Here is a 24,474-nt window from a genome sequence, read left to right as displayed (position 1 = left end):
GGGCGGCCCCCGCCTGCCCGCGCACAACGTTCCGGCTATGCCACAGCAATACGAGCCATGCACAGTGACAGCAGCAGACCCCCCTGCCCCGGATCTAAAGATCATTACCGGTCGCCCCGTGCCTGAACGGCTGAAGCACGGTCAATCTAGACCATCGGGGCCACCGTGTAGAGGGGATGTGTGTAATTCGTGCTCAAGCTTTGGGAGTTGATCAAGGGGCCTGTGAAACCCCAGGTATCTCTTCCCGCCACCGTGTACTCCGCATTCCCGCCACTACGTACTCCGGTACCCGCCGACGCGTCGTCCGGGGCCGCCGAGCGTCACCGTGATTCTCCCGCCGCCCACGCGCTCGCGCACCGCCGCTTTTCAGGCCACGAGCAGCCGGAGGCCGAGTTCGGCCGCGTCGAGATCCAGGAGATCGCGGTTGCGCTCGGACCAGCGGCCCGAGGCGAGGTCGTCGCGCAGGCCGGCCACCGCCCGCCCCTCGGCCCGCGGGCCGACCCTCGTCCACACGGAGACCGCGCGGCGCACGGGGTCCTCCAGATACGCCTCCGGCCGGCGCCAGTAGGCCTCCAGGAAGCCGTCGGCGCAGTCCCACGGGATGAGCACCGGCTCCAGGCGGCCCCCGATCGCACGGGCCAGCCGGTCCACCGGAGGCCGGTCCGCGACCAGGTCGGCCACCTCGGGCAGGTAGTCACGGGTCAGCCAGAACCGGTGCCGCCAGGCGGCGTCGCCGGCGTCGTGGGTGAACACCACCACGCGACGGGCGACGCGGCGCATCTCCCGCAGCCCGGCGATCGGGTCCCGCCAGTGGTGCACGGTGCTGAAGGCCATCGCGGCGTCGAAGGACCGGTCCGCGAACGGCAGGTTCTCCGCGGCGGCGGCCACGCACCGGGCCGCGCCGGCGGGGCGCCGCGCCCGCATCACCGCCGACGGTTCCACCGCGGTCACCTCGCGGTCCGGGGGCTCGTAGGAGCCGGTGCCGGCGCCCACGTTCAGCACCGTCCGCGCGTCGCCGAGCGCCTCCCAGACCTTCGCGGCGATCCGCGGCTCGGTGCGCCGCGTCGCCGGATAGGCGGCCCCGATGGCCTCGTACAACTCCGTGCCGAACGCCTTGAGTTGGTCCTCCGGCGTGGTCCTGATCCCCATTGTCCGCGCCTCCAGCTCCCGGTCGATGGCCGTCACCATGGAGGCGGCGCGGTCGCGCCGTTCGACCAGCAGGCCGCGCAGCCGGCGCAGCCGCGCCACCGCGTCGGCGGCCGGGTCGTCGACCAGGTCCGCGATGTCGCGCAGCCCGAAACCCAGGCGCCGGTGGGCCAGGACCCCCCGCAGCCGCCGCACGTCGTCCGCCGAGTAGGCCCGGTATCCGGCGGCGGTCCGCGCGGAGGGCCGGACGAGGCCGATGTCGTCGTAGTGGTGCAGCGTGCGGACGCTCACGCCGGTCAGCTCGGCCACGCGTCCCACGGTCAGGTGCTCCTCCATGACGGGGAGGATGCGGCATCACGCCACGTGAGGGTCAAGCCCCGCGGTCAGCCGGCGAGCAGGTGGTCCCGGCCGAACATCGCCGCCGTGGCCCGCGCGGTCGGCGTACCGGAGTCCAGGTCCGCGCCGGCTTCGATCAGTACGGTCACCACGTCGTCGGCCCCCTTGAACAGGGCACCGGCGAGGGGGGACTGGTCCCGGCCGTTGCGGAGGTCCGGGTCGGCGCCGTGCCGGATCAGGGCCCGCACGCTGTCGGCGTGACCGTGGTACGCGGCGAGCATGAGGAGGGTGTTGCCCGCCGGATCGCGTACGTCCGCCGGCAGGCCGTGTGCCAGGAACTCCAGCAGCTGCTCGGTGCGGCCCTCCCGGGCCAGGTCCATGGCGACGGCCACGACGCGCTCCGTCTGCTCGGGAGTCAGGCCACCGCTGTTGTCCATGTCCATGATGTCTCCGTGGCGGTACACGCCCGCACCGGCACGGGCACCTCGGTGGTGCCCGCGCCGGTGCGGTGCACGGCTACCGCGCGTCGTTGTGACCGGCCGGGTCAGCGGTTGCCGGCGGCCAGGGCCTCGATCGCCTTGCGGACGCCCGCGCCGTAGGCCGGGTCGGCCTGGGTGCAGTTGCCGATGTGGCGCTCGATCGTCTGCTCCGAGGCGCCGTCGATCGCGCGCGCCGTGTTCTCGAAGAGCACCTGCTGCTGCTCCGGGCTCATCTGCCGGAACAGGTTGCCGGGCTGCTCGAAGTAGTTGTCGTCGTCCTCGCGGTAGTTGAACCGGTCGGCGACGGCACCCACGGCCTGGCTCGGCTCGCGGTAGGCCGGCTGCTCCTGCCAGCGCCCGTAGGAGTTGGGCTCGATGCCCGGGGTGGCCCCCTGGTTGCCGTCGACGCGCATGCCACCGTCGCGGTGGTAGGAGTTCACCGGGTTCTTCGGGGCGTTGACGGGGATCTGGTGGTGGTTGACCCCGAGGCGGTAGCGCTGGGCGTCGCCGTAGGAGAAGAGCCGGCCCTGCAGCATCCGGTCGGGGGAGAAGCTGATGCCCGGGACCACGTTGGCCGGGCTGAAGGCGGCCTGCTCGACGTCCGCGAAGTAGTTGTCGGGGTTGCGGTTGAGCTCCCACTCGCCGACCTCGATCAGCGGGTAGTCCTTCTTCGACCAGACCTTGGTGAGGTCGAAGGGGTGGAAGCGGTAGTTCTCCGCGTCGGCCTCCGGCATGACCTGGATGAACAGCTTCCACTTCGGGAAGTCGCCGTCCTCGATCGCGTCGAAGAGGTCGCGCTGGTGGGACTCGCGGTCCTTGCCGACCAGGGCCTCGGCCTCGGCGTCGGTGAGGTTCTTGATGCCCTGCTGGGTGCGGTGGTGGAACTTGACCCAGAACCGCTCGCCCTCGGCGTTGATCAGGCTGTAGGTGTGCGAACCGAAGCCGTGCATGTGCCGGTAGGAGGCCGGGATGCCGCGGTCGGACATCACGATCGTGACCTGGTGCAGGGCCTCGGGGAGGTTGGTCCAGAAGTCCCAGTTGTTCTCGGCGTTGCGGAGGTTGGTGCGCGGGTCGCGCTTCACCGCGTGGTTGAGGTCGGGGAACTTCAGCGGGTCACGGAAGAAGAAGACGGGGGTGTTGTTGCCGACCAGGTCCCAGTTGCCCTCCTCCGTGTAGAACTTCACGGCGAAGCCGCGGATGTCGCGCTCGGCGTCGGCGGCGCCGCGCTCACCGGCAACCGTGGAGAACCGGGTGAACAGCGGGGTCTTCTTGCCGATCTCGGAGAAGATCTTGGCGCTCGTGTACCGGGTGATGTCGTGGGTCACCGTGAAGGTGCCGAACGCGCCCGAGCCCTTGGCGTGCATCCGGCGCTCCGGAATGACCTCGCGGTCGAAGTGGGCGAGCTTCTCCAGGAACCACACATCCTGTAGGAGCATCGGACCGCGCGGGCCGGACGTCAGCGAGTTCTGGTTGTCGGGAACCGGTGCACCGGCAACCGTGGTCAGCGGCTTCTGGTTGTTCTCAGGCAAGGCTTGCTCCTCGGTGTGGTTCTTCGCGGGCACCACCCTACCTTGGACAGGATCTAAGGCAAGGAGCCATCTAGAGCCATATCGGCTCTTGAGTTGACGCCGGACCCTGCTAGGGTGCTGCGCATGAGTGATCTCCTGGACCGGCTCCGTGAACGCGGCTGGCGCCTGACCGCGCAGCGCCGCGTGGTCGCCGAGGTCCTCGACGGAGACCACGTGCACCTGACGGCCGACGAGGTGCACGCCCGTGCGGCGGCGCGACTGCCCGAGATCTCCCGGGCGACGGTGTACAACACCCTGCGCGAACTGGTGCACCGGGGCGAGGTCGTCGAGGTGTCGACCGACGGCCGCGCCAAGCGCTACGACCCGAACGCGCACCGCCCGCACCACCACCTGCTCTGCGCGCGCTGCGGCTCGATCCGCGACGTGCACCCGACGGGCGACCCCCTGGCGAACCTCCCGGCCTCGCAGTCCTTCGGCTTCACCGTCCTGGAGGCCGAAGTGACCTACCGCGGCATCTGCCCGGACTGTGCCGCCTGACACCGTCGGCGATCCCGTCCGCTCTCATCCCTTCGGGGCGTTCAAGGCGCAGCCCTCCGCGCGTACCGACACAGTGGTTCCTGAACCACTGTGTCGGTAGAAAGCGAGGCGCGCCGTGAAGATCGCGGTCATCGGAGGTACAGGACTCATCGGCTCCCAGGTCGTCGAGAAGCTGGACGCGGCCGGACACCGGGCGGTGCCCCACTCGCTGTCCACCGGAGTGGACGTCGTCAGCGGCGAGGGCGTGGACCGGGCGGTCGAGGGAGCCGACGTCGTCGTCAACCTGACGAACTCGCCGACCTTCGACGACGCCTCGCCCGGCTTCTTCCAGGCGTCGATGGACAACCTGCTGGCCGCGGCGGAGCGGGCCGGAGCGGGTCACTTCGTGATTCTCTCGATCGTCGGCGTCGACCGGGTGCCGGGGCTGGACTACTACCGCGCCAAGGTCCTTCAGGAGGAGATCCTCCGGGGCGGTCGGGTGCCGTACTCGATCGTGCGCGCCACCCAGTTCATGGAGTTCATGGAGGCCGTCCTGTCCTGGACCGCGGACGGTGACACCGTCCGGCTGCCCGCCACGCCGATCCAGCCCATTGCCGCGAAGGACGTGGCGGCCGCGGTGGCGGAAGTCGCCGTGGGCAGCCCGCTGAACGGCATCCGCAACATCGGCGGACCGGAGGTGTTCCCCCTCGACGACCTGGGCCGCCTGACCCTCTCCCGCAAGGGCGACGGGCGTACGGTCGTCACCGACCCGGCCGCGGGCATGTTCGCGGCGGTCGAGGGGGACGTCCTGACCGACACGGACGCCCACCTGGCCCCCACCCGGTACACCGACTGGCTGTCCTGAATGCCCGAGCGCGCCGGCCACGACCCCGCCGAGGGCGTCGCGCCGAGGGGATTCCCGCGACGCCGGCCGAAGGGGTGGCTGTTCCAGGCGATCTACGGCCTGGTACTGGCCAGCGCCCTGGTGGCCGCGCTGGACGTGCCGGGCGAGGAGGCCAACCCCGGCCAGGACGCGCTGTGGGTCCTGCTCACGGCGCTGACGTCGGGCGCCGCCCACGGGTACGCGCACGTCATCGCCCAGCGCGCGTCCGGCGACGGGACCGCCCGGCCGAGCCGGCTGCGCGCGGCAGCCGCCGAGTGGCCGCTGGTCGCCGCCGTGCTGCCGACGGTGGCCATGCTGCTCGCCGCGACGGCCGGGTGGTGGGCGGAGGACACTGCCGCCGACACGGCCCTGGTGCTCAACACCGTCCTGCTCTTCGCCCTGGGCACCTCCGCGGCCCGCACCGCCGGGCTCGGCCGCCTGTCCTCGTGTCGCGCGGGACTCCTGGACATGCTGATCGGCCTGGTGATCATCGTCGCGGACGCGCTGATCGAGTAGCGGGTCGTGCCGCCCGCAGCACGCCGTCCCGGTGCGCGGCGGTCGCCGGCCCGACGGCTCAGCCGTGGAAGGCCGCGACCTCGTCGTGCCATGGTGCTCGGCGACGCCGACTACGGCCGCCACGCGCGGGCCGCGGCGGAGACCCTCCTCGCGCACGCCCTGCCCGCCGGGGACTGACGCCCCCCCGCCGTCACTCGGCCGGCTCCCGGGGGTCGCGGTCGCCGCCCTCGCGCTGGTGGCCGCGGCGGGCGTCGCGGTCGAAGATGCCCAGGATCTCGCAGGGACCGCCCGCGGTGCCGATCGCGTGCGGCATCATCGTGGGGAACTCGGCGGCCTGGTGCGTCTCGACGCGCAGACGGCGGTGGCCGAGCATGAGGACCGCCGTGCCGGACAGCACCACGAGCCATTCGCGCCCCGGGTGTGCGCGCATGCGCGCCGGATTCTCGGGCGGCGGCTGGGTCATGCGCTGGCGCACCACGGTCATGCCGGGATCGCCCTTCACCGGCCAGCGCATCAGGCCGTGGGCGCCGTCGACCATCGGACTGATGATGACGTCGTCGTCGGCCGTCTCCACGAGCTGGTCCAACGTGGTGTCCAGGGCGCGGGCGAGAGTGACCAGCTGATCCAGGGCGAGGCGGCGCCGGCCGTTCTCGATGCGGCTCAGCGAGGACTGGCTGAGATTGGCGCGCCCGGCCAATTCCTCCAGGGACCACCCCTGCGCGACCCGCAGGGCGCGGATGCGTTTGCGTACGAGGCTGTCCAGGTCTCCATCTTCTTGCGTCATGAGCAACATCGTATGCTTCGCAAGCAAAGCGGGCTTAGCTTCGGACGCAGTCGAGCCGCTCTTCCCCGACATCCTCCACACCCCGTCGGGCGGCGGCATGCCCTGCGAAAGGAACCCATGCGTACCAGCCCACCCGTACAGGCCGCCCGGGCCGGCGGCGGGGACACCCCCGACGCGCGTCAACTGCGCACGATCCTGATCGCCGTCTCCGTCGCGCTGATGGCCGTCATCGCGTCGGTGTCCGGTCTGAACGTCGCACAGACCCACATGGCCGTCGAGTTCGGCGCCTCCCAGGACACGGTCCTGTGGATCATCAACATCTACACGCTCGCCCTGGCCGCACTGCTGCTCCCGCTCGGCGCCGTCGGCGACCGCCTGGGCCGCAAGCCCATGCTCGTCGCCGGACTGGGCGTCTTCGGTGCCGCGAGTGTCGTCGCGGGACTCGCGCCCTCGGCGGAGGTCATGCTCGCCGCCCGGGTGGCCGCCGGTGCCGGCGCCGCGATGATCATGCCCGTGACCCTCGCCGTCATCACCTCCACCTTCCCCGAGGAGCGGCGCGGCAAGGCGATCGGCGTGTGGACCGGTGTCGCCGGAGGCGGCGGCATCCTGGGCATGTTCCTCTCCGCCCTCCTCGTCGACGTCGCCGACTGGCGTCTTCAGTTCGTCCTCCCGGTGGTCCTGGTCCTCGTGTCCCTGGCCCTGGCCCTGAAGTCGGTCCCCAACTCCCGCGAGACGCCGGGCCACCGGTTCGACACGGCCGGCGCGCTGATCTCCACCATCGCCGTGACCGGCCTCATCTTCGTGTTGCAGGAAGGCCCCGAACGCGGCTGGACCGCCCCGGTGACGCTGACCGGACTCGCCGTCGGCATCGGCGCCGCCGTCGCCTTCGTCGCCTGGGAACTGCACCGCCGCGACGCCTCGCTGCTGGACGTGCGCCTGTTCCGCGAGCGCGGCCTGGCAGGCGGCTCGATCACCCTCCTGGTGGTCTTCGGCGTCCAGGCGGGCATCGCGGTGGTTCTCTTCCCGTACTTCCAGGCCGTACTCGGCTGGTCGGGCCTGCTGTCCACGGTGGCGCTGATGCCCATGGCCGTCATGATGATGGCGACCTCCGGTCTGGCCCCCGCGCTCGCCGCACGCGCCGGCTCCCGCCCGACCATGGCCCTGGGCATCGCCCTGGCCGGCGTCGGCCTCGCGCTCATGGCCCTGTTCGTCTCCGTGGACGACGGATATCTGACGATCCTGCCCGGCATGGTGGTCATGGGCGTCGGCATGGGCCTGTCGATGACCCCGTCCACCGAGGCGATCACCGGCTCCCTGCCGCGCGGGAAGCAGGGCGTCGCGTCCGCACTCAACGACGTCACCCGCGAGTTCGGCACCGCACTCGGTGTCGCCCTGCTGGGGGCGCTGCTGACCAGCGGCTACCGCAGCGCCGTCGACGCACGGTTGGACGGCATTCCCGAGGGGCCCGCGGACAGCGCCCGGGAGGGCGTGGCCAACGCCGTCGAGGCCGCGGGCAGCGCCGGTCCGCACGGCCCGGACCTGCTGCACGCCGCCCGGCAGTCCTTCGTCGACGGCTGGCAGCAGGCCATGTGGGCCGGCGTGGCCGTCATGGGCGTCCTGTTCGTCTACATCGCGTTCCGCGGGCCCGGCAGGACGGCACCCGCGGAGGCGGACGAACCGGAGGCCGCCGAGGCCCTCACCGGCCCGTGACCACGGGCGAGTCAGCGGTCCTGGGAGAGCGCGAGGAGTTCCGCGAAGGTGCCGCCGGCGTGGACGAGGTCGTCGTAGCGGCCCTGCTCGGTGATCCGGCCGTGCTCCATGACGACGATGTGATCCGCGATCTTCGTGTTCTCCAGGCGGTGGGTGACCACGATGGTGATGCGCTCGGCGGCGATCGCCTTGATCCGCTCGAAGATCCGGTGCTCACCGCGCGGGTCCATCTGGGACGTCGGCTCGTCCAGGATCAGCAGCCCCGGGCGCCGGTACAGGGCCCGGGAGCACGCCACGCGCTGCCACTGGCCGCCCGAGAGCTCGGTGCCGCCGAAGACGTCCCGGGACAGCAGGGTGTCCAGCCCCGCGGGGAGGCCGTCGACCGCTTCGCGCAGACCGACGGCTTCCACGGCCTCCCACACCGGGGCGTCGTCGTGGGTGCGGGGCTGGCCGAGGGTGACGTTCTCGCGGACCGGCATCGGCCACTGGGCGAAGATCTGCGGCACCAGACCGATGTGCGCCCACACGGTCGCGGGGTCCAGGTCGGCGAGGTCCGTGCCGTCCCAGGTGACCCGTCCCTTGTCCGGGAGGTAGATGCCGGTCAGCAGCCGGGTCAGGGTGGACTTGCCCGAGCCGTTCGCCCCGACGATCGCGAGGATCTGGCCGCGCTCCAGGGTGAGGGAGACGCGGTCGACGGCGGGCCTGTCCTTGCCCGGGTACTGGTAGACGACCTCCTCGAGCCGGATCCGCTCGGTCGGCGCGCGGTGCCGGCCCGGTCCGCGCCGCGGGGCGCGGGCCGCGGCGTCGTCGAGGAAGGCCTGCATGTCGCTCAGGTACAGGCTGGTGTGGAAGACCGCGGCGCCGTTGACGACGACCTGGGAGAGCGCGGCGAGGGTGGTCTGCACGGCGATGACGGCCGTGGCCGCGACCGCGAGTCCGATCCGCTCCGAGACCGCCAGCCAGGCAAGCGTCCCCCAGGTCAGGACCAGGAAGAGGCCGCCGGCCGACGCGGACGCCACCGCGATCCGCAGCGTGCGCGGTGCGGCGGCCAGGGTGCGCCGGTCGCACCGGTCCGACAGGGTCCGGTACCAGTGGACGAGGTAGTCGGTCATCGAGTTGGCGCGGACTTCGTCGCCGTACTTGGACGTCGTCGCCCACCAGCGCATCATGCCGCGCACGTTGCGGTCGGCGATGTTGGCGTAGTGGACCTCGTAGTCGACCCGTGCGGTGAGGACCGCGCCTACACCGGCCGGCAGCACGGCGAGCAGGAGCAGCGGCAGCATCAGCGGGTTGAGCGCCGACAGCACCCCGGCGGCCGTCACCATCCGGATCAGCGCGGCCAGGAACCGCTGGGCGTCGGTCACCATCACCTGGGTCCGCATCACCCCCATCTCGGCGGCTTCGTGCCGGTCGGAGAAGCCCTCCTGGGCGTACGCGGACGCCTCCACCCGGCACACCGCCTCGACCAGGGCGCTGTCCGTCTCCGTGGTCAGCCGGGGGGTGACGCGCCGCTCGGCGTAGGTGGCCACCGCCCCCGCGGCGCGGCCCAGCGCGGCGGCGAGCGCCACCACCAGCAGCGCGGGCGCCGCGTCGTGCAACCGGTCGGCGGCGGAGCCGTCGCCGAGGAGGGGCGTCATGGCGCGGGCCGTGGCGGTCAGCAGCACGGCGGCCGAGACACCGGTGATCACCTGGCAGCCGAGCAGCAACTGCACGGCCCGCCGGTCGGTCCGCCACGACAGCCGTGCGATCCGGCCCAGGACGGCCGGGATCTGCGCGCACATCCGCCCGAAGGACACCTCGGCGAGCGGATTGACGGAATACCGCCCGCTGTAGGTGATCTCCGCGGGAGCCGGTCGAGGCAGCGGCGGCGGTGGTGGAGGTGATGAGGAGTTCTGCTGTCCGTTCGCGGCGTTCGAGGTCAACGCATCCCCCTGGACGGTCGTTCGGCGCGGTCACCCAGCTCAACGACCCGACCGAGGTATCGAACACACGTGTTTCAGTCGCGGTCGCGACCCCGAGGTACCGCGCGTGTCGGTGGGTGGCGGCTGCACCGACCCGGGCGGGACAACAGGCGTGCGAAGCGGGGAGGTTGGCCGAATCGCCGACGCCGACGCACAGGGCGGCGGCGGGCCCCCGAGAACGCCGCGGCTAAGGTGCCAACACCGGTGCAGCAGACCATCGGTATCGGGCGCTCGCCGACTTCGCCCGGGCCTGCACGGCGCCGGAGCGCGGGGGACGCGGAGGGCAGGGGGAGGGCGGCCTCAGTCCTCGATCCAGCCGTGGCCCTCGCTGAACTTCAGGAGCGCGCCGCGGATGGTGAGGATCTGCTCCGCGGTCAGCTGCGGACTCGCGGTCAGCAGCAGCTCCGTCACGTCACGCCGGTACTCGTCGGAACTCAGCACATCGCACAGCGGTTGGCCGTTCTCGTCGGACAGCGCGGCCCTGGGCGCGGCCTCCTGGTGGCGCCGCGCGGGCTGGTGCCGCTCTCCCTCGGCGAGCCGGATGCCCGAGGCCTTCAGCCCGCGCTCACCGCTCTCCACCTCGAACTCCACGACCAGTCCGGCGCGCACGTACTCCTCGGGGATGAGCAGGTCGTTCACGTGCAGGAAGATGTCCTCACCGCCGTCCTCCGGCGCGATGAACCCGTAACCCCGCGTACTGTCGAAACGCACCACACGACCCGCGACCATGCGGACCCCCAACCTCTGCGAACCACACCCGTCCGGAGCCCGTCCCCGGAACCGGATGCATGCTATCGGGTGCTGTCCGCCAGGTGCCCGGTACACCGCACCGCGCCGGGGGAGCGGGCTGCGGGAGCCGCGGCGCACGGAAGTTACCGGTGCGACATCTCTTGACCCCCATGATCGCCTCGGCTTACCGTTCCCGCGTTTGCACCGGATTGAAACGATTCAATCAAGGAATTCCTCTCCGAACCCTGGGGCGCACATGCACGAACTCGTCTCGCAGCGTGGCGGGATGTCCCGACGCGCGGTGCTCGCCGCCGCCGTGACCGCGGGGGTGACCGCCACCGCGGTCGCCGCCCCGCCCGACGCCGCCGCGCTCCCCACCGGCCCTGCCGCCGGCCCGGCCGCCGGAACCGCCCGGTGGTTCACCGACCCCGCCCGGTCGGTGCGCCCGAAGTTCCGGTGGTGGTGGCCGGACGGTCTGGTCGACCCCGACGAGGTGGCCCGCGAGATCGACCAGATCGCGGACGCCGGTTTCGGCGGAGCCGAGATCGCCGCCGTCCACCACAGCATCCGGGACAAGTCGCTCCTGGACACCGCCCACCACGGCTGGGGCAGCAGACCCTGGCGCGACGGCGTCGAGGCCGCCCTGCGCCGGGCCGTGCGGCGCGGCCTGACCGTCGACCTCACCCTGGGCCCGAGCTGGCCCGCGGCCGTCCCCGGAGTCACCCCCGACGACGAGGCCGCCGCCCAGGAACTCGCCCACGGGCACACCTCGCTGGCCGCCGGGGCCACGTACCGCGGGCCCGTGCCCGCACCCGTCCACGCGGCGGCGTCCGGCGTCCGCGCCCAGCGCCTCCTCGCGGTCCAGGCCGCCCGCGTCGAGCCCGCCCACTCCACCCGCAAGGAGACGGGCCTCGACCCCGACAGCGTCCGCGACCTCACGGACACCGTCACCGACGACGGCCTGACCTGGACGGCACCCGCGGACGGCGAGTGGATGCTGATCGCCTACTGGCAGCGGGGCTCGGGACAGCAGCCGGAATCGGGGCCGCACTCCGCGCCCGCCGCCTTCGTCGTCGACCACCTGAGCGCGGCGGGCACCACCGCCGTCACCGACTACTGGGAACGGCACATCCTCACCGGTTCTCTGCGACGCCTGCTCAGAGCCGCGGGCGGTGCCTTCTTCGAGGACTCGGTGGAACTCGAGTCCGACGGACTGGTCTGGACGGCGCGCCTGCCCGAGGCCTTCGAGCGGCGCACGGGCCGGCCGCTGCTGCCCTGCCTGCCCGCCCTCGTCCTCGACGACAGCGACCAGGTGTTCGCCTTCGAGGCCCAGCAGACCCGGCAGATCCGGCACGACTTCTGGGCCACGGTCTCCGACCTGTTCAACCGGCACCACGTGGGCGCCCTGAAGGACTGGGCGCACTCCCTCGGCATGACCCTGCGCGCCCAGCCGTACGGCCTTCAGACCGACGCCATCGCCACCGCAGCGATCCTCGACATCGCGGAGGGGGAGTCCCTCGGCTTCAAGAACCTGGACGACTACCGGTGCCTGGCCGGCGGCCGGGACATGGCGGGGCACACCGTGCTCTCCTGCGAGGCGGGCGCCTACAACGGCTCGGCCTACAGCACCACGTGGGACCGCGTGCTGCGCACCATGGGCGGGGCCTACGCCGCGGGTGTCAACCAGACGGTGCTGCACGGCTTCTCGTACGCGAGTGCCCCGGAGGCCGAGTGGCCCGGATTCGCCGCGTTCAGCCCCTACAACGGGGCGCCGGGATACGGCGAGTCGTGGGGACCGCGGCAGCCGACCTGGCGGCACGCGCGGGACGTCGCCGGCTACCTCGGCCGTGTGCACGCGGTGCTCCAGGCGGGCAGGGCACGCGCGGACGTCGCCGTCTTCCGGCAGACCGGCTACACGGCCACGGGCATCGGCGCGTCCTGGTTCACCTCGACCGGTGTCCCGCTCGGCTGGACGCACCAGTTCCTGAGCGGCCCGCTCCTCGACCTGCCGAACGCGACCGTCTCCGGCGGCCGGCTCGCCCCCGAGGGACCGGCCTACAAGGCGCTCTTCGTCGAGGGGGACTTCTTCTACGGCTCCACTCCGACCCTCGCCCTCGACGACGCCCGCAGGATCCTCGGATTCGCGGAGGCCGGGCTGCCCGTGGTGCTCCTGGGCGCCTTCGACCAGGCGCTGACCCCGGGCGTGCCGGCGGCCGGTGAGACCGAGCGGCTGCGCGAGGTCCTCGCCCGTCTGACGGCGCTGCCGGGCGTCGTCCGGGTCACCGAGAAGACTGCGGTCGGCGATGCCCTCGCCAAGCTCGGCGTCACCCCGGACGTACGGCACTCCGTACCCTCGACCCTCCTGAACGCCCACCGGGCCACGGCGGACGCGGACTACTACTACCTGGTCAACGGCAGGCACGCCGAGACCGTCAAACCGCCCGTGGCCGCGATCGACCACGACGTCACCCTGCGCCGCACCCGCGGCCGCGACGCGGTCCCCTACGTCCTCGACCCCTGGACCGGCCGGGCGGTACGGGTGGGCCGGTACACCCAGGACGGCCGGGACGTGACCTTCCGGGTCGCCCTGCGACCGGGCCAGACGCTCGTGGTCGCGCTGGGACGTCCGGGACTCTTCGGCGACCGGCACGGCAGCCGCCCGCACGCCCTCGCCTCGGAGGCCGACGAGGTGCTGTTCACCGAACGCGGCCTCACCGTACGGGCCGCCGCGGCCGGCACCTACCGCACGCGGCTGTCCCGGGGACGGTCCGTCACCACCACCCTTCCCGAGGTCCCCGGCCCGATCGAGCCGGACCGGTGGCACGTCGAGGTCGAGGACTGGCGTCCCGGTGACCGCCCGACCCGCACCGAAAAGGTGCGCCGCACCCTGACGCTCGACACTCTGCTGCCCTGGTCGGGCATCCCGGAGCTGGAGGACTGCGCGGGCATCGGCCGCTACCGCACCACGGTCACCCTCCCCGGCGACTGGAGCGCCGCCCACGGCGCACTCCTGGAGCTGGGGCAGGTCGCCGACACCTTCCGGGTACGCGTCAACGGCCGGGAAGCGGGCCCCGTCGACCGGCTCGATCCCGTCGTCGACGTGGGCCCGTTGCTGCGCCGGGGCGCGAACACCCTCGAGATAGAGGTCGCGACGCCCCTCGTCAACCGGCTCCGGGTGAGCCGCCCCGAGGTCTTCGGAGGGCTCGCCCGCCAGGAGTACGGGCTGGTGGGGCCGGTGCGGCTGGTGCCGTACGCGCAGAAGACGGTCTGACCCCAGCGGGATTGAACGATTCAAAACAGCGCGGACGGTGCCGAGGCCCGTCCGCGCCGGGTCATGCCCGCTCCACACCCGCCAGCGCGCGCCGCGAAGGGACTTATGAGGCGTCAGCTGGTTCTTGTGAGACCCCTTGACGCTCCTGACGGTGCCACTTAGCGTCTCCGTCGAATCGAGTAAAACGATTCAATCGAAGGGAGCTGAGTCCCGCACCATGCCCGCACCGCACCGCAGACCCGTCCCCTCCCGGCGCCAGGTCCTGTTCACCGCGTCGGCCGCCGCGGCCGCCACCGCGATACCGACCGCACCCGCCGGGGCGGCCCCCGCCACCGCACCCGCCGCACCCGTCGCCCCGGCCCCCGCCGCCGCGGCACCCCGGCCGACGGACGGCACGCGTCGCCCACGTCCCGCGCTGGACGCCTTCCCGCTCTCGGCCGTCCGGCTCCTCGACAGCCCCTTCCGCGCCAACATGCGGCGCACCTGCGCGTACCTCCTCTTCGTGGACCCCGACCGGCTGCTGCACACCTTCCGGCTCAACGTCGGCCTGCCCTCCTCGGCCGAACCCTGCGGCGGCTGGGAGGCCCCCGACGTCCAACTGCGCGGCCACAGCACCGGACACCTCCTCAGCGCGCTGGCCCAGGCCCACGCGAGCACCGGCGAGCGTGCCTACGCGGACCGGGCCCGGCTGCTCGTCTCGGCACTGGCCGAGTGCCAGCGGGCGGCGCCCGCGGCCGGGTTCACCCGCGGCTACCTCTCCGCGTTCCCCGAGTCCGTCTTCGACCAGCTGGAGGCCGGGGGCAAGCCCTGGGCGCCCTACTACACCCTGCACAAGATCATGGCCGGTCTCCTGGACCAGTACCGGCTCAGCGGGAACCGGGAGGCGTTCGACGTCCTGCTGGAGATGGCCGCCTGGGCCGAGGCCCGTACGGCCCCGCTCTCGCACGAGCGGATGCAGAGCGTGCTCAAGGTCGAGTTCGGCGGCATGAACGACGTCCTCGCCCGGCTCCACCTGGAGACCGGCGACCCGGCGCACCTGCGCACCGCCCGCCGCTTCGACCACGACGAGCTGTACGCGCCGCTCGCCGCGGGCCGCGACGAACTCGCCGGGCGGCACGCCAACACCGAGATCGCCAAGGTGGTCGGTGCCGTACCGGCCTACGAGGCCACCGGTGACCGGCGCTACCTGGACGTCGCCGACACCTTCTGGACCACCGTCGTGCGCCACCACTCGTACGCCATCGGCGGCAACTCCAACCAGGAACTCTTCGGACCGCCGGACGAGATCGCGAGCCGGCTCTCGGAAGTCACCTGCGAGAACTGCAACAGCTACAACATGCTCAAGCTCGGCCGGGACCTCTTCCGCCACGACCCGGAGCGCACCGAGTATCTGGACCACTACGAGTGGACGCTGTACAACCAGATGCTCGCCGAGCAGGACCCCGACTCGGCGCACGGCTTCGTCACCTACTACACCGGGCTGTGGGCGGGCTCCCGGCGCGAATCGAAGGGCGGCCTCGGCTCGGCCCCCGGCAGCTACAGCGGGGACTACGACAACTTCTCCTGCGACCACGGCACGGGCCTGGAAACGCACACCAAGTTCGCCGACACCGTCTACTTCCGCACACCCGGCACCCGCCGGCCCGCGCTCCACGTCAACCTGTTCATCCCCTCCGAAGTGCGCTGGGACGAACTGGGCGTGACACTCCGCCAGGAGACCGACATGCCCACCGGCGACCGCACCCGCCTGACCGTCACCGGAGGAGAGGCCCGGTTCTCGCTGCGGATCCGCGTGCCCGGCTGGCTGGCGGCGAGCGATCGCCACGCCGAGCTGACGGTGAACGGCCGACGCGCCGGCGGACGCCTCGAACCGGGCACCTACGCGACGGTGACACGTCGCTGGCGGACCGGGGACCGCGTCGAACTGGTCCTGCCCCGCACTCCCGTCTGGCGACCGGCTCCCGACAATCCGCAGGTCAAGAGTGTGTCGTACGGCCCGCTCGTCCTGGCGGGCGGCTACGGGGACACGCCGCTCGCCACGCTGCCCGCCATCCGACCCGAGACGCTGCGCCGCACACCGGGCGAGCCGACCCGGTTCACCGCCCTGGCGGACGGCCGGCAGGTCCCCCTCCGCCCCTTCCACGAGATCCACCACCAGCGCTACAACGTGTACTGGTCCGTCGCACCGCGGCCCGCACCCCCCGGTGACGTGGCCCGCTACCCCCTCGACGAAGGGGGCGGCGCCTCGGTGACCGACCGCACGGGGGCGTTCGCCGACGGCCTGCTGGCCGGCGGCGCCACCTGGAGCACCGACGGCGACCCGACCGCGGTGACGCTCGACGGACGCGACGGCCACGTCGTCCTGCCCGCCGGACTGCCCAGCGGACTGGCGGAGCTGACCGTGTCCGCGCGGGTCCGCGTCGACACCCTCGCCCCCTCCGCCCGCGTCTTCGACCTGGGCTACAGCAAGGACACGTACCTCTTCCTCACCGCGACCACGGGCGCCGGCCGGGCCCGCGCCGCCCTGAAGATCGCCGGAATGGAGGCCGAGGACTTCGTCGACGCCACCGGACCGCTGACCCTCGGCCGATGGACCCACGTGGCGCTGACCCTCGCCGGGGGCACCGGTGTGCTCTACGTCGACGGAACCGAAGCCGGGCGGAACCCCGCCATGGTCGCCGGCCCCCTCCTGCTCGGCCGGACCAGCCGGAACTACCTGGGCCGGTCCCAGAACAGCACCCACCCGTACCTGCACGGCGCCGTCCGCGACTTCCGGCTGCACAACCGCGCCCTCACCGCCGACCAGGTACGGCGCCTCGCCCAGGGCTGACCACCACCGCGGCCACGCCGCGGCCCACCGCACCACCCCACCACCCGGGAGCACAGCCATGCCCGAACACCCCCTGTCCAGACGCCGTTTCGTGGCCGCGGCCGGTGCCACCGGCGCCCTGGCCGCCGTGGGCCTGCCCGACGCCGCCCACGCCGCCGGTCCACCGGCCGGCCCGGACCGCCCGGAGCGCGACGCCTGGTCCGCCCGGCACTTCGCCGACCCGCGCCACGACAGCCGTCCCACCGTCTACTGGTACTGGAACGGCCCGGTCACGCCCGAACTGGTGGACCGCCAGCTCGCGGACCTCAGGTCCAAGGGCATGTACGAGGTGATCCTCTTCTCCTTCGACAACGCCGAGATGACACCGGTGTTCTTCACCGAGGAGTGGTTCGACATCGTCGGCCACGTCCTGCGCACCGCCGAACGCACCGGTATGCGCGTCTGGTTGTTCAACGACGACCACTTCCCCAGCGGGCGGGCCGGCGAGTTCATCGTCAAGGGCGGACAGGTCGGCACCCGCACCTACACCCCCCGGCCCGAGCTGCGCCTGAAGGCACTCGCCCGCTCCACCACCGTGGTGCGCGGGCCCGCCTCGATCGACCTCCGGCACAGCACCGGCGTGGGCGTGGACGCGGGGCGGCTGGTCGCGGACGCCGCGGTGCTCGACGGCGCCACCGTCCTGAGGGACAGCACGGGGTGGGGCGAGTGCACCGTCACCGGCAGCGCGAAGGCCGAGCACGGCGCGGCCGGACTCCTCGTACGGGCCTCGGCCGACGGGCGCACCGGATACGCCGTCGCCTTCGACCAGAGCGGCGTGGTCACCGTGGAGCGGCTGACCGACGGTGCCGAACCGGCCGAACTGCTGCGCAGCACCCGCACCGACGGCTTCAACAAGACCAAGTTCCACTCCCTCCGGGTCGCCCTGCGCGCCGACGGCCTCTCCGTCACCCTCGACGGCAAGGACAAGGGCACCCTGGAGGACCTGACCGAGCGGACGGGCGGAGTCGGCGTGCGCGCCGTCGGCGACCAGCGCGCGGTGTGGGAGAGCCTCACCGTCGAGGCGGCCGACGGCACCACCCTGTACGCCGGCTCCTTCGACCGCTCCGCCGCCGCGGGCGACTTCCCCGAACGCGCCCAGCCGGCCGCGGGGTTCACCGTCGCGGCCGCCGCCGCCCGGCCCACGGCGGCCACCGCCGCCACCGACGTCGTGGACCTGACCGACCGCCTCACCGGCGGCCACACCTGGCAGGTCCCGGCGGGGGAGTGGCAGGTCGACCTCTTCGGCGGCGTACTCCTCGCCGACGACAGCCAGGGCTACAGCCGCAGCTACGTCGACCTGCTCGACGACGAACCCGTCGAGCTGTTCCTGGACATCCTGCCCGGCGAGTACCACCGCCGGTTCGGGCGCTACTTCGGCACGGTCGTCCCCGGCTTCTGGGACGACGAGCCGTTCTTCGCCTCGGCCGAGGCCCACTTCAAGCGCCTGCCGTGGTCACCCGCCCTCGACCGTGCGCTGCGCACCGTCGGCGTCACCCCCGGCACCGCCTACGCCGCCGCCTTCGACGACCTCGGCCGCTCCGGCCGCATCGCCCGCGGAAACTACTGGAAGGCCGTCTCCGACCGCTTCGCCACCGCCTTCCGCAAGCAGGCCCAATGGTACGAGAAGCGCGGCGTCGCCCTGATCACCAACCCGCTCTACGACGAGACCGCCCCCGCCAAGCGCATCGCCTCCACCGGCGACCTGCACAAGGTCAACCAGTGGGCCCAGGTGCCCGGTGGCGACATCATCACCGCCGAGTACGTGGCGGGCGAGCCCACCATGATCCCGCGCAACCCGGTGTCCGTGGCCCACCAGATGGGCCGCGAGCGGGCCCTGCTGGAGATGTTCGGCAACATGGGCTGGCAGGTCACTCCCGGCTTCGTGCACGCCACCGTCGGCGCGCAGGCCGCCCGCGGCATCAACCTGACGGTGCTGCACGCCCTGTGGACCGACGAGAGCCGCGTGTACTTCCCGCCGCCCTTCGGCCCGCGCGCCCCCTGGTGGTGGGCCATGCGGCCGCTCGCCGAGTGGATCGGCCGGGTCATGGAGGCCGGCCGCGGCACCTCCGCCGCCCGCACCGCGCTGCTACAGCCGCAGCGGGCCGCCGAGCAGTGGGCCGGCACGGACCGGCAGCAGGACGTGGACACCCCGCTCGCCGAGGCGGCCTACGCCCTGGAACGCGCCCAGGTGGACTTCGACCTGCTGCACGAGGGCGCCCTGACCCGGGACCCCGCGCTGCTGGCCCACGCCGAGGTCCGCGAGGGGCGCCTCGTCGTCGGGGCGGCCGCCTACGACCTCGTCGTGATCCCGCGGACACCGGTCCTGGACGCCGACGGGGTGCGCGTGCTGCGCGAGTTCGTCCGGGCCGGCGGCACCGTGATCGCGGTGGGCGCCCTGGAGACCGAGGAGGCCGACGGCGGCGACCGCACCCTCGCCCACGGCCTCTCCGACCTGTTCGGCGACCGGACACCCGCCCGCAGGCCCCTGGGCCGCGGACACGCCGTCCGGGTCGCGGACACCGGCGCGCTCGGAGCCGCCGCCGTCGAGGCCGGCACCGCGGCCGCCGTCCTGGAGCCGGCCCAGGACGCCGTCCGGGTGCTGCGGGTGCGCCGGGGCCCCGACACCGTCTTCCTGATCAACAACGAGAGCGGCGCGCAGGTGCGCACCGCCGCCGCGCTCCCGGCCACCGGCCTGCCCGAGACCTGGGACCCCGCGACCGGCACCGGCGGCCCCGCCCCCGTGTACCGGGCCACCAAGGACGGCGTACGGGTGCCGCTGGACCTGGAGCCGTACCGGACCGCCGTCGTCGTGGTCCGCGGCGGCCACCGCGACCGGCCCCACCTCACCGACTCGACCGTGCCCGTCCGGTCCGTGGAACGCCACGGGCGCGTGCTGCGCGCCACGGTGGAGGCCTCGGCGGCCGGAACCCACCGACTCGCCGGCGTCGACGGCGGCCACCGCTACCACGGCACCGTCCGCGTCGACGACCCGCTCGCCCCGCTCCCGGTGGTCGGCGACTGGACCCTCACCCTCGAACGCGAGGGCGCCGAACCCGTCACCGGGCCGCTGGGGAGCTGGACGGAGCACGACGAGCTGTTCTCCGGCAGCGGCACGTACACCACCGACATCGATGTCGACGCCGCCCGGCTGCACGGCCGCCGCGTCCTGCTGGACCTCGGGGACGTCCGCGACGTCGCGGAGGTGTCCGTCAACGGCACCGCGCTGCCGCCGCTGCTGTGGGCCCCGTTCACGGCCGACGTCACCGGGCACCTCCGGGCCGGGCGCAACACGCTGCGGGTCCGGGTCGCCAACACGCTGTCCAACGAACGCAAGAAGCCGCTGCCGTCCGGCCTGCTGGGCCCCGTGACCCTGCGCTTCCGGCACCGGACCACCGTCGAACTGCGCCGCGTGTGACCACCCGGCCCCCCTCCGGCCCCACCCCTTCCCCGCCTTCCGCCCCGTCCCGCCTCACCCGCCCGCCCGGCAAGGAGCCGCCATGCCCAGAACGACCCCGCTCGGCAGACACCGAACCGCCGCCGCCCTCGCCGGTGTCACCGCCTTCGTCACGCTGCTGGCCGGCGCGGTCACCGCCGACGCCGCGACCACCGGCACCATCGCCCCGACCGCGCTGCGCACCCAGCACCTGACCGAGGCCCTCGGTATCGACGACACCACCCCGGAACTCAGCTGGCAGACCACCGCCGGCGCCCCGAACACCCGCCAGGCCGCCTACCGCGTCCAGGCCGCCACCTCCCTCCAGCGGCTCCGCGCCTCCCGCCCCGACCTGTGGGACTCCGGGAAGGTGGAGTCGTCGGTGCCCGGCACGACGTACGCCGGGAAGGACCCGGGTTCGCGGGCGAAGGTCTACTGGCGCGTGATGCTCTGGTCCGGCGACGGGAAGCGGCACAGCGGCTGGAGCACCACCGCCGTCTTCGAGACCGGCCTCACCCGGCAGTCGGACTGGGACGCGCAGTGGATCACCCACCCCGACTGGCGGCTGAGCGAGCGGACGATCGAACCGGTCGTCGTCCGCCTGCCCCGCACCACCGCCCGCTACGTACGACTGGACGTCACCCGGCTCGGCCTGCCGCTGGCCGAGTCCTTCCCGGACCGCACCTGGCGCCTCCAGCTCGGCGAGATCGACGTCCGCGACTCCGGCACCGACACCGCCGGCCTGGCCCGCGGCGCCGCGGTCACCGCGTCCGAGAGCAACACCGTACGCAAGACCTGGGAACCCGCACTCGCCGTCGACGGCCTGCCCAACAGCGCCTTGCAGACCGCGGCGGGCTACGCGAGCGCCGCGCACACCGGTCCTGACGTCTCCGACGCGCCGATCACCCTCACCCTCGACCTGAAGGCCGCGAAGACCTTCGACGAGGTGGCGCTCTACCCCCGCGCCGACGTCCTCACCGACGACGGCCGGATCCCCGGACTGCCCGCCGACTACACCGTCTCCGCCGCCGACAGCGCCGAAGGACCCGCCACCCGGCTCGCGAAGGTCACCGGCCAGCGGCAGCCCACCCCCTACCTACCCGCCGGACTGCCCCTGCTCACCGACGACTTCACCCTCCCCAAGCGGGTCCGCAGTGCCCGCCTCTACCTCGCCGGACTCGGCATCTACGACGCGACCGTGAACGGCGAACCCGTGGGCGACGCGGTCCTCGAACCGGCCAACACGGACTTCGCCGAACGCGTCCAGTACGCCACCTACGACGTCACCGACCAACTGCGCACCGGCGCCAACACCCTCGGCGTCGGCCTCGGCAACGGCATGTCCAACGTCGTCAGCACCGCCGACCGCTACCGCAAGCTCTACGGCAACCTCAGCGACCCCAAACTGATCGCCCGGCTCGAAGTGACCCTGGCCGACGGCCGGGTGCGCACGATCACCAGCGGCGACGACTGGCGCACGACACTGGGCCCGACCACCGCGTCGAACTGGTACGGCGGCGAGGACTACGACGCACGCCGTGAGATCCCCCGGTGGGACGAGCCCTCCGGCGACCGGCGCGGCTGGCGGCACGCGGTCGAGGTGGCGGGCCCCGGCACCGCCGGCCGGCCCGCCCTGCTCAGCGCCCGCGAGACCGAGCCGATCCGCGTCGTGGAGACCCTGAACGGCAAGGAGGTCGACGGCGCCGAGGGCAGCCGCGTCTTCGACCTGGGCCGCAACATCGCGGGCTGGCCCGAGATCACCGTCCGCGCACCCGAGGGCACCGCGATCCGCGCCTACCCGGCGGAGAGCCTGAAGGACGGCCACGCCTTCCAGTCCATCAGCAACGTCGGCGCCCCTCTGTGGGACAGCTACACCACCGGCGGCCGGGGCGCCGAGACCTGGCACCCCCGGTTCAGCTACCACGGCTTCCGCTACCTGGAGCTGCGCGGGGTGCCCGAGAACGCGACGGTGAGCGTCCGGGGACACGTCCTGCGCGCCGACAACGCCTCGGCCGGCGACTTCACCAGCTCCGACCCCCTCATCAACGGCATCCACTCGCTGATCCGCCGTTCCATCGAGGGCAACATGATGAGCGTGCTCACCGACTGCCCGAGCCGCGAGAAGCTGGGCTGGCTCGAACAGAACCAGCTGGTCTTCCCCGCCCTCGCGGGCAACTACGACATGCGGTCCTACCTCCGCAAGATCGTCCGGGACATGGCCGACGCGCAGACCACCGACGGGCTGGTCCCGAGCACCGTCCCGGAGTACACCAGCCTCCCGGGCGCCTACCGTAACGACGCCAACTGGGGCGGCGCCTTCGTCCTCGTCCCCTGGCAGCTCTACCTCACCTACGGGGACCGCGAGACCCTGGAGACGTACTACCCGGACATGCGGCGCTACGCCGCCTTCCTGGAGACCCAGGTCGCCGACGGCATCCTCGACTACGGCCTGGGCGACTGGTTCACCCCCGACCGGACCTTCCCCCGGGCGGTGGCGGGCACCTACGGGTACTGGCGGGTGGTCGACACCCTGGGCCGCATCGCCACGCTCCTCGGCGACACCGCCGCGGCCGACACGTACCGCCACAAGGCCGCCGCGAGCGTCGCGGCGCTGACGGCGAAGTACTACGACACCACCACCGGCACCTTCGGCGGCGGCGGACACGGCGCCGAGGCACTCGCCCTCGACATGGGCGCGTACCCGCAGGGCGAGCGGGACCGTCTGCTCGCCCACTTCACCGGCGCCATCGAGGACGCCGGAAACCACCTGGTCCTGGGCGAGATCTCGCTGCCCGCCGCCTTCCGGGTGCTGAGCGGGGCGGACCGCGACGACCTCGTGCACGCCATCGCCACGCAGACGACCAGCCCCAGTTACGGCTACCAGGTGCTGGCCGGCAACACCACCCTGGGCGAGTCCTGGGACGGCGGGCCGGGACAGTCCCAGAACCACTTCATGCTCGGCGCCATCGACTCCTGGTTCACCACCCGCGTCGCGGGCATCGCCCAGACCGAGGACTCCGTCGGCTACGCGAAGCTCCTCATAGACCCGGCGGTGGAGGGCGACATGACCTCGGCGGCGGGCTCCTACCGCACCCCGTACGGCACCGCACGCACCGACTGGGAACGCGCGGACGGCCGCTTCCGCCTCACCGTGGACGTCCCCGCGGGCAGCACCGCGCAGGTGCACGTACCGGCCGACGGCAGCCGTGCGAAGGCACCCGACGGCGCACGGCTGCTGCGCCGGACGGGAGAGGAGGCCGTGTACGAGGTCGGCTCGGGCCACTGGACCTTCCGGTCGGCCATGCCCCGCGGACACTAGGACGCGGAGCCGGGGGGCGGGCGGCCGACCGTAGGTCGCGCCCGCCCGTCCGGCATGTCGCGGTCCGTGCCGGTATGACGGTCGGCCAGGATGCCGTCCGGGGCCCGGACGAGGCGAGGAGAGGACCACGGAAGGCGATCGGTCTCAGGATCTCCCGCCGGGGTCGCGGCAGCGCGCGGACACGTGGGCCGCGCGGCTGCTGACCCTCTCCGCGGGCGCCGTCAACGCCTGGGGCTTCCTCTCCCTCGGCGGCGTCTTCACCAGCGTGGTCACCGCCAACTCGGCGTTGATCGGGGTCGGTCTCGGTGGCGCGGACCCGACGCTCGGCGGACTGGCCGCCGTCGCGGTGCTCTGCTACGTGCTCGGCGCGGCGGGAGCCGGATGGGTGGCCGGGCACGCTCAACGGGGCGGGCGCCCGCACGGCGCCGGCTTCCTGCTGCTCGAACTCCTCCTGCTGTGGGCCGTCGTGGGATGGTGGCTCGCCGCGGACGGGGACCCAGCGGGCGGGCAGCGCACGGCGATGCTGGGCACGGTGGCGGCCGCGATGGGCTGCCAGAACGGCGGTGTCCGCGTCGCCATGGGCGCACAGATGCCGACCGCGTACTTGACGGGTCTGCTGACCGGGTTCGTCACCGACGCGGTGACGGACCGGCGCGTCCAGTGGCGCGTCCTGGTCACGCCGACTCTCCTGATCCTGGGCGCGGCCGCCGCCACGCTGCTGGAGCGGCTGCTGCCGCACGCCGCCCCGCTGCTCCCCGCGCTGCTGGTGACGGCGGCGTGGCTGACGGCCCATGCGCGTACGGGGGCCCGGCGCGCGCCCTGACCTCGGTCTTCGCCGGCACCGTGCACGCCTTCTCCACGGCGGTGGCGGCCCACGGCTACCAGATCTTCGTCGGGACCAGCTCGCGGTGGGGACCCGCCACACCCCGGGCACCCTGACGCTGCTCCGGGCGGCCGGGGTGCCGGTCGTGGAGACCTGGGGCTGGCCCGAGG

15 protein-coding genes are annotated in these 24,474 nt (G+C 73.0%); 9 read left to right on the top strand and 6 right to left on the bottom strand.

Going from position 1 to position 24,474, the window contains the following annotated elements; translation table 11 throughout:
- Nucleotides 1–366: 366 nt before the first annotated feature.
- The 3 genes from B9W62_RS01130 to B9W62_RS01120 form a co-directional block, all read right to left on the bottom strand.
- The gene (locus B9W62_RS01130; protein WP_087804260.1) at nucleotides 367–1,482 is read right to left on the bottom strand and encodes a MerR family transcriptional regulator; all 1,116 of its coding nucleotides are present in this window, start codon (nucleotides 1,480–1,482) and stop codon (nucleotides 367–369) included.
- Between the two features lie 47 nt (nucleotides 1,483–1,529).
- Nucleotides 1,530–1,925 (bottom strand): ankyrin repeat domain-containing protein, encoded by a 396-nt coding sequence (locus B9W62_RS01125; RefSeq protein ID WP_087804258.1) that lies wholly within the window; start codon nucleotides 1,923–1,925, stop codon nucleotides 1,530–1,532.
- 101 nt (nucleotides 1,926–2,026) lie between these two features.
- Nucleotides 2,027–3,490, bottom strand: a complete 1,464-nt coding sequence (locus tag B9W62_RS01120) for a catalase (protein WP_087811679.1) — start codon at nucleotides 3,488–3,490, stop codon at nucleotides 2,027–2,029.
- A 123-nt stretch (nucleotides 3,491–3,613) separates the two neighbouring features.
- Here B9W62_RS01120 and B9W62_RS01115 point away from each other — a divergent pair, with 123 nt between their 5' ends.
- From B9W62_RS01115 to B9W62_RS01105, 3 genes are all read left to right on the top strand, one after another.
- Nucleotides 3,614–4,027 carry a Fur family transcriptional regulator gene (locus tag B9W62_RS01115; protein WP_087811678.1) on the top strand — a complete coding sequence of 138 codons (414 nt, stop codon included), beginning with the start codon at nucleotides 3,614–3,616 and terminating at the stop codon, nucleotides 4,025–4,027.
- A gap of 115 nt (nucleotides 4,028–4,142) precedes the next feature.
- Nucleotides 4,143–4,871: an SDR family oxidoreductase gene (locus B9W62_RS01110; protein ID WP_087804256.1), complete on the top strand. Its 729-nt coding sequence runs from the start codon at nucleotides 4,143–4,145 to the stop codon at nucleotides 4,869–4,871.
- A complete protein-coding gene (locus B9W62_RS01105; protein WP_087804254.1) occupies nucleotides 4,872–5,405 on the top strand; it encodes a hypothetical protein in 534 nt (177 codons plus the stop codon).
- A gap of 190 nt (nucleotides 5,406–5,595) precedes the next feature.
- Here the strand turns inward: B9W62_RS01105 and B9W62_RS01100 are convergent, their stop codons facing one another.
- Nucleotides 5,596–6,189: a helix-turn-helix domain-containing protein gene (locus tag B9W62_RS01100; protein ID WP_200838416.1), complete on the bottom strand. Its 594-nt coding sequence runs from the start codon at nucleotides 6,187–6,189 to the stop codon at nucleotides 5,596–5,598.
- 117 nt (nucleotides 6,190–6,306) lie between these two features.
- On the opposite strand from B9W62_RS01100, the gene B9W62_RS01095 reads away from it, so the two are divergent.
- Nucleotides 6,307–7,899: an MFS transporter gene (locus tag B9W62_RS01095; protein WP_087804253.1), complete on the top strand. Its 1,593-nt coding sequence runs from the start codon at nucleotides 6,307–6,309 to the stop codon at nucleotides 7,897–7,899.
- A gap of 11 nt (nucleotides 7,900–7,910) precedes the next feature.
- On the opposite strand, the gene B9W62_RS01090 is transcribed toward B9W62_RS01095, so the two are convergent.
- A complete protein-coding gene (locus B9W62_RS01090) occupies nucleotides 7,911–9,821 on the bottom strand; it encodes an ABC transporter ATP-binding protein (protein ID WP_179235292.1) in 1,911 nt (636 codons plus the stop codon).
- Between the two features lie 339 nt (nucleotides 9,822–10,160).
- Entirely contained in the window at nucleotides 10,161–10,589 is a 429-nt protein-coding gene (locus B9W62_RS01080; protein ID WP_087804249.1) for a cold-shock protein, read from the bottom strand.
- A gap of 256 nt (nucleotides 10,590–10,845) precedes the next feature.
- On the opposite strand from B9W62_RS01080, the gene B9W62_RS01075 reads away from it, so the two are divergent.
- From B9W62_RS01075 to B9W62_RS01055, 5 genes are all read left to right on the top strand, one after another.
- Nucleotides 10,846–13,860: a glycosyl hydrolase gene (locus B9W62_RS01075; RefSeq protein WP_087804247.1), complete on the top strand. Its 3,015-nt coding sequence runs from the start codon at nucleotides 10,846–10,848 to the stop codon at nucleotides 13,858–13,860.
- A 217-nt stretch (nucleotides 13,861–14,077) separates the two neighbouring features.
- Nucleotides 14,078–16,690, top strand: a complete 2,613-nt coding sequence (locus tag B9W62_RS01070; protein WP_087804245.1) for a glycoside hydrolase family 127 protein — start codon at nucleotides 14,078–14,080, stop codon at nucleotides 16,688–16,690.
- Nucleotides 16,691–16,748: 58 nt separating this feature from the next.
- On the top strand, nucleotides 16,749–20,144 hold the full coding sequence (locus tag B9W62_RS01065; RefSeq protein ID WP_087804244.1) for a glycosylhydrolase-like jelly roll fold domain-containing protein: 3,396 nt from the start codon (nucleotides 16,749–16,751) through the stop codon (nucleotides 20,142–20,144).
- An 82-nt stretch (nucleotides 20,145–20,226) separates the two neighbouring features.
- Nucleotides 20,227–23,481 (top strand): family 78 glycoside hydrolase catalytic domain, encoded by a 3,255-nt coding sequence (locus tag B9W62_RS01060; protein WP_087804242.1) that lies wholly within the window; start codon nucleotides 20,227–20,229, stop codon nucleotides 23,479–23,481.
- Between the two features lie 196 nt (nucleotides 23,482–23,677).
- Complete coding sequence (locus B9W62_RS01055; RefSeq protein ID WP_179235913.1) at nucleotides 23,678–24,304, top strand: DUF1275 family protein; 627 nt, start codon at nucleotides 23,678–23,680, stop codon at nucleotides 24,302–24,304.
- Nucleotides 24,305–24,474 lie beyond the last annotated feature (170 nt).

The sequence above is a fragment of the Streptomyces sp. CS113 genome (assembly GCF_002188365.1).
Taxonomy (GTDB): Bacteria; Actinomycetota; Actinomycetes; order Streptomycetales; family Streptomycetaceae; genus Streptomyces; species Streptomyces tendae.
The sequence above is the reverse complement of the archived record's forward strand: the minus strand, read 5'-3'. Positions and strand labels throughout refer to the sequence as shown.

Coding starts and splice junctions, on each gene's coding strand:
- B9W62_RS01070 (WP_087804245.1), top strand. CDS start 14,078: ATGCCCGCACCGCACCGCAGACCCGTCCCCTCCCGGCGCCAGGTCCTG.
- B9W62_RS01130 (WP_087804260.1), bottom strand. CDS start 1,482: ATGGAGGAGCACCTGACCGTGGGACGCGTGGCCGAGCTGACCGGCGTG.
- B9W62_RS01080 (WP_087804249.1), bottom strand. CDS start 10,589: ATGGTCGCGGGTCGTGTGGTGCGTTTCGACAGTACGCGGGGTTACGGG.
- B9W62_RS01065 (WP_087804244.1), top strand. CDS start 16,749: ATGCCCGAACACCCCCTGTCCAGACGCCGTTTCGTGGCCGCGGCCGGT.
- B9W62_RS01060 (WP_087804242.1), top strand. CDS start 20,227: ATGCCCAGAACGACCCCGCTCGGCAGACACCGAACCGCCGCCGCCCTC.
- B9W62_RS01125 (WP_087804258.1), bottom strand. CDS start 1,925: ATGGACATGGACAACAGCGGTGGCCTGACTCCCGAGCAGACGGAGCGC.
- B9W62_RS01115 (WP_087811678.1), top strand. CDS start 3,614: ATGAGTGATCTCCTGGACCGGCTCCGTGAACGCGGCTGGCGCCTGACC.
- B9W62_RS01075 (WP_087804247.1), top strand. CDS start 10,846: ATGCACGAACTCGTCTCGCAGCGTGGCGGGATGTCCCGACGCGCGGTG.
- B9W62_RS01100 (WP_200838416.1), bottom strand. CDS start 6,189: ATGACGCAAGAAGATGGAGACCTGGACAGCCTCGTACGCAAACGCATC.
- B9W62_RS01105 (WP_087804254.1), top strand. CDS start 4,872: ATGCCCGAGCGCGCCGGCCACGACCCCGCCGAGGGCGTCGCGCCGAGG.
- B9W62_RS01095 (WP_087804253.1), top strand. CDS start 6,307: ATGCGTACCAGCCCACCCGTACAGGCCGCCCGGGCCGGCGGCGGGGAC.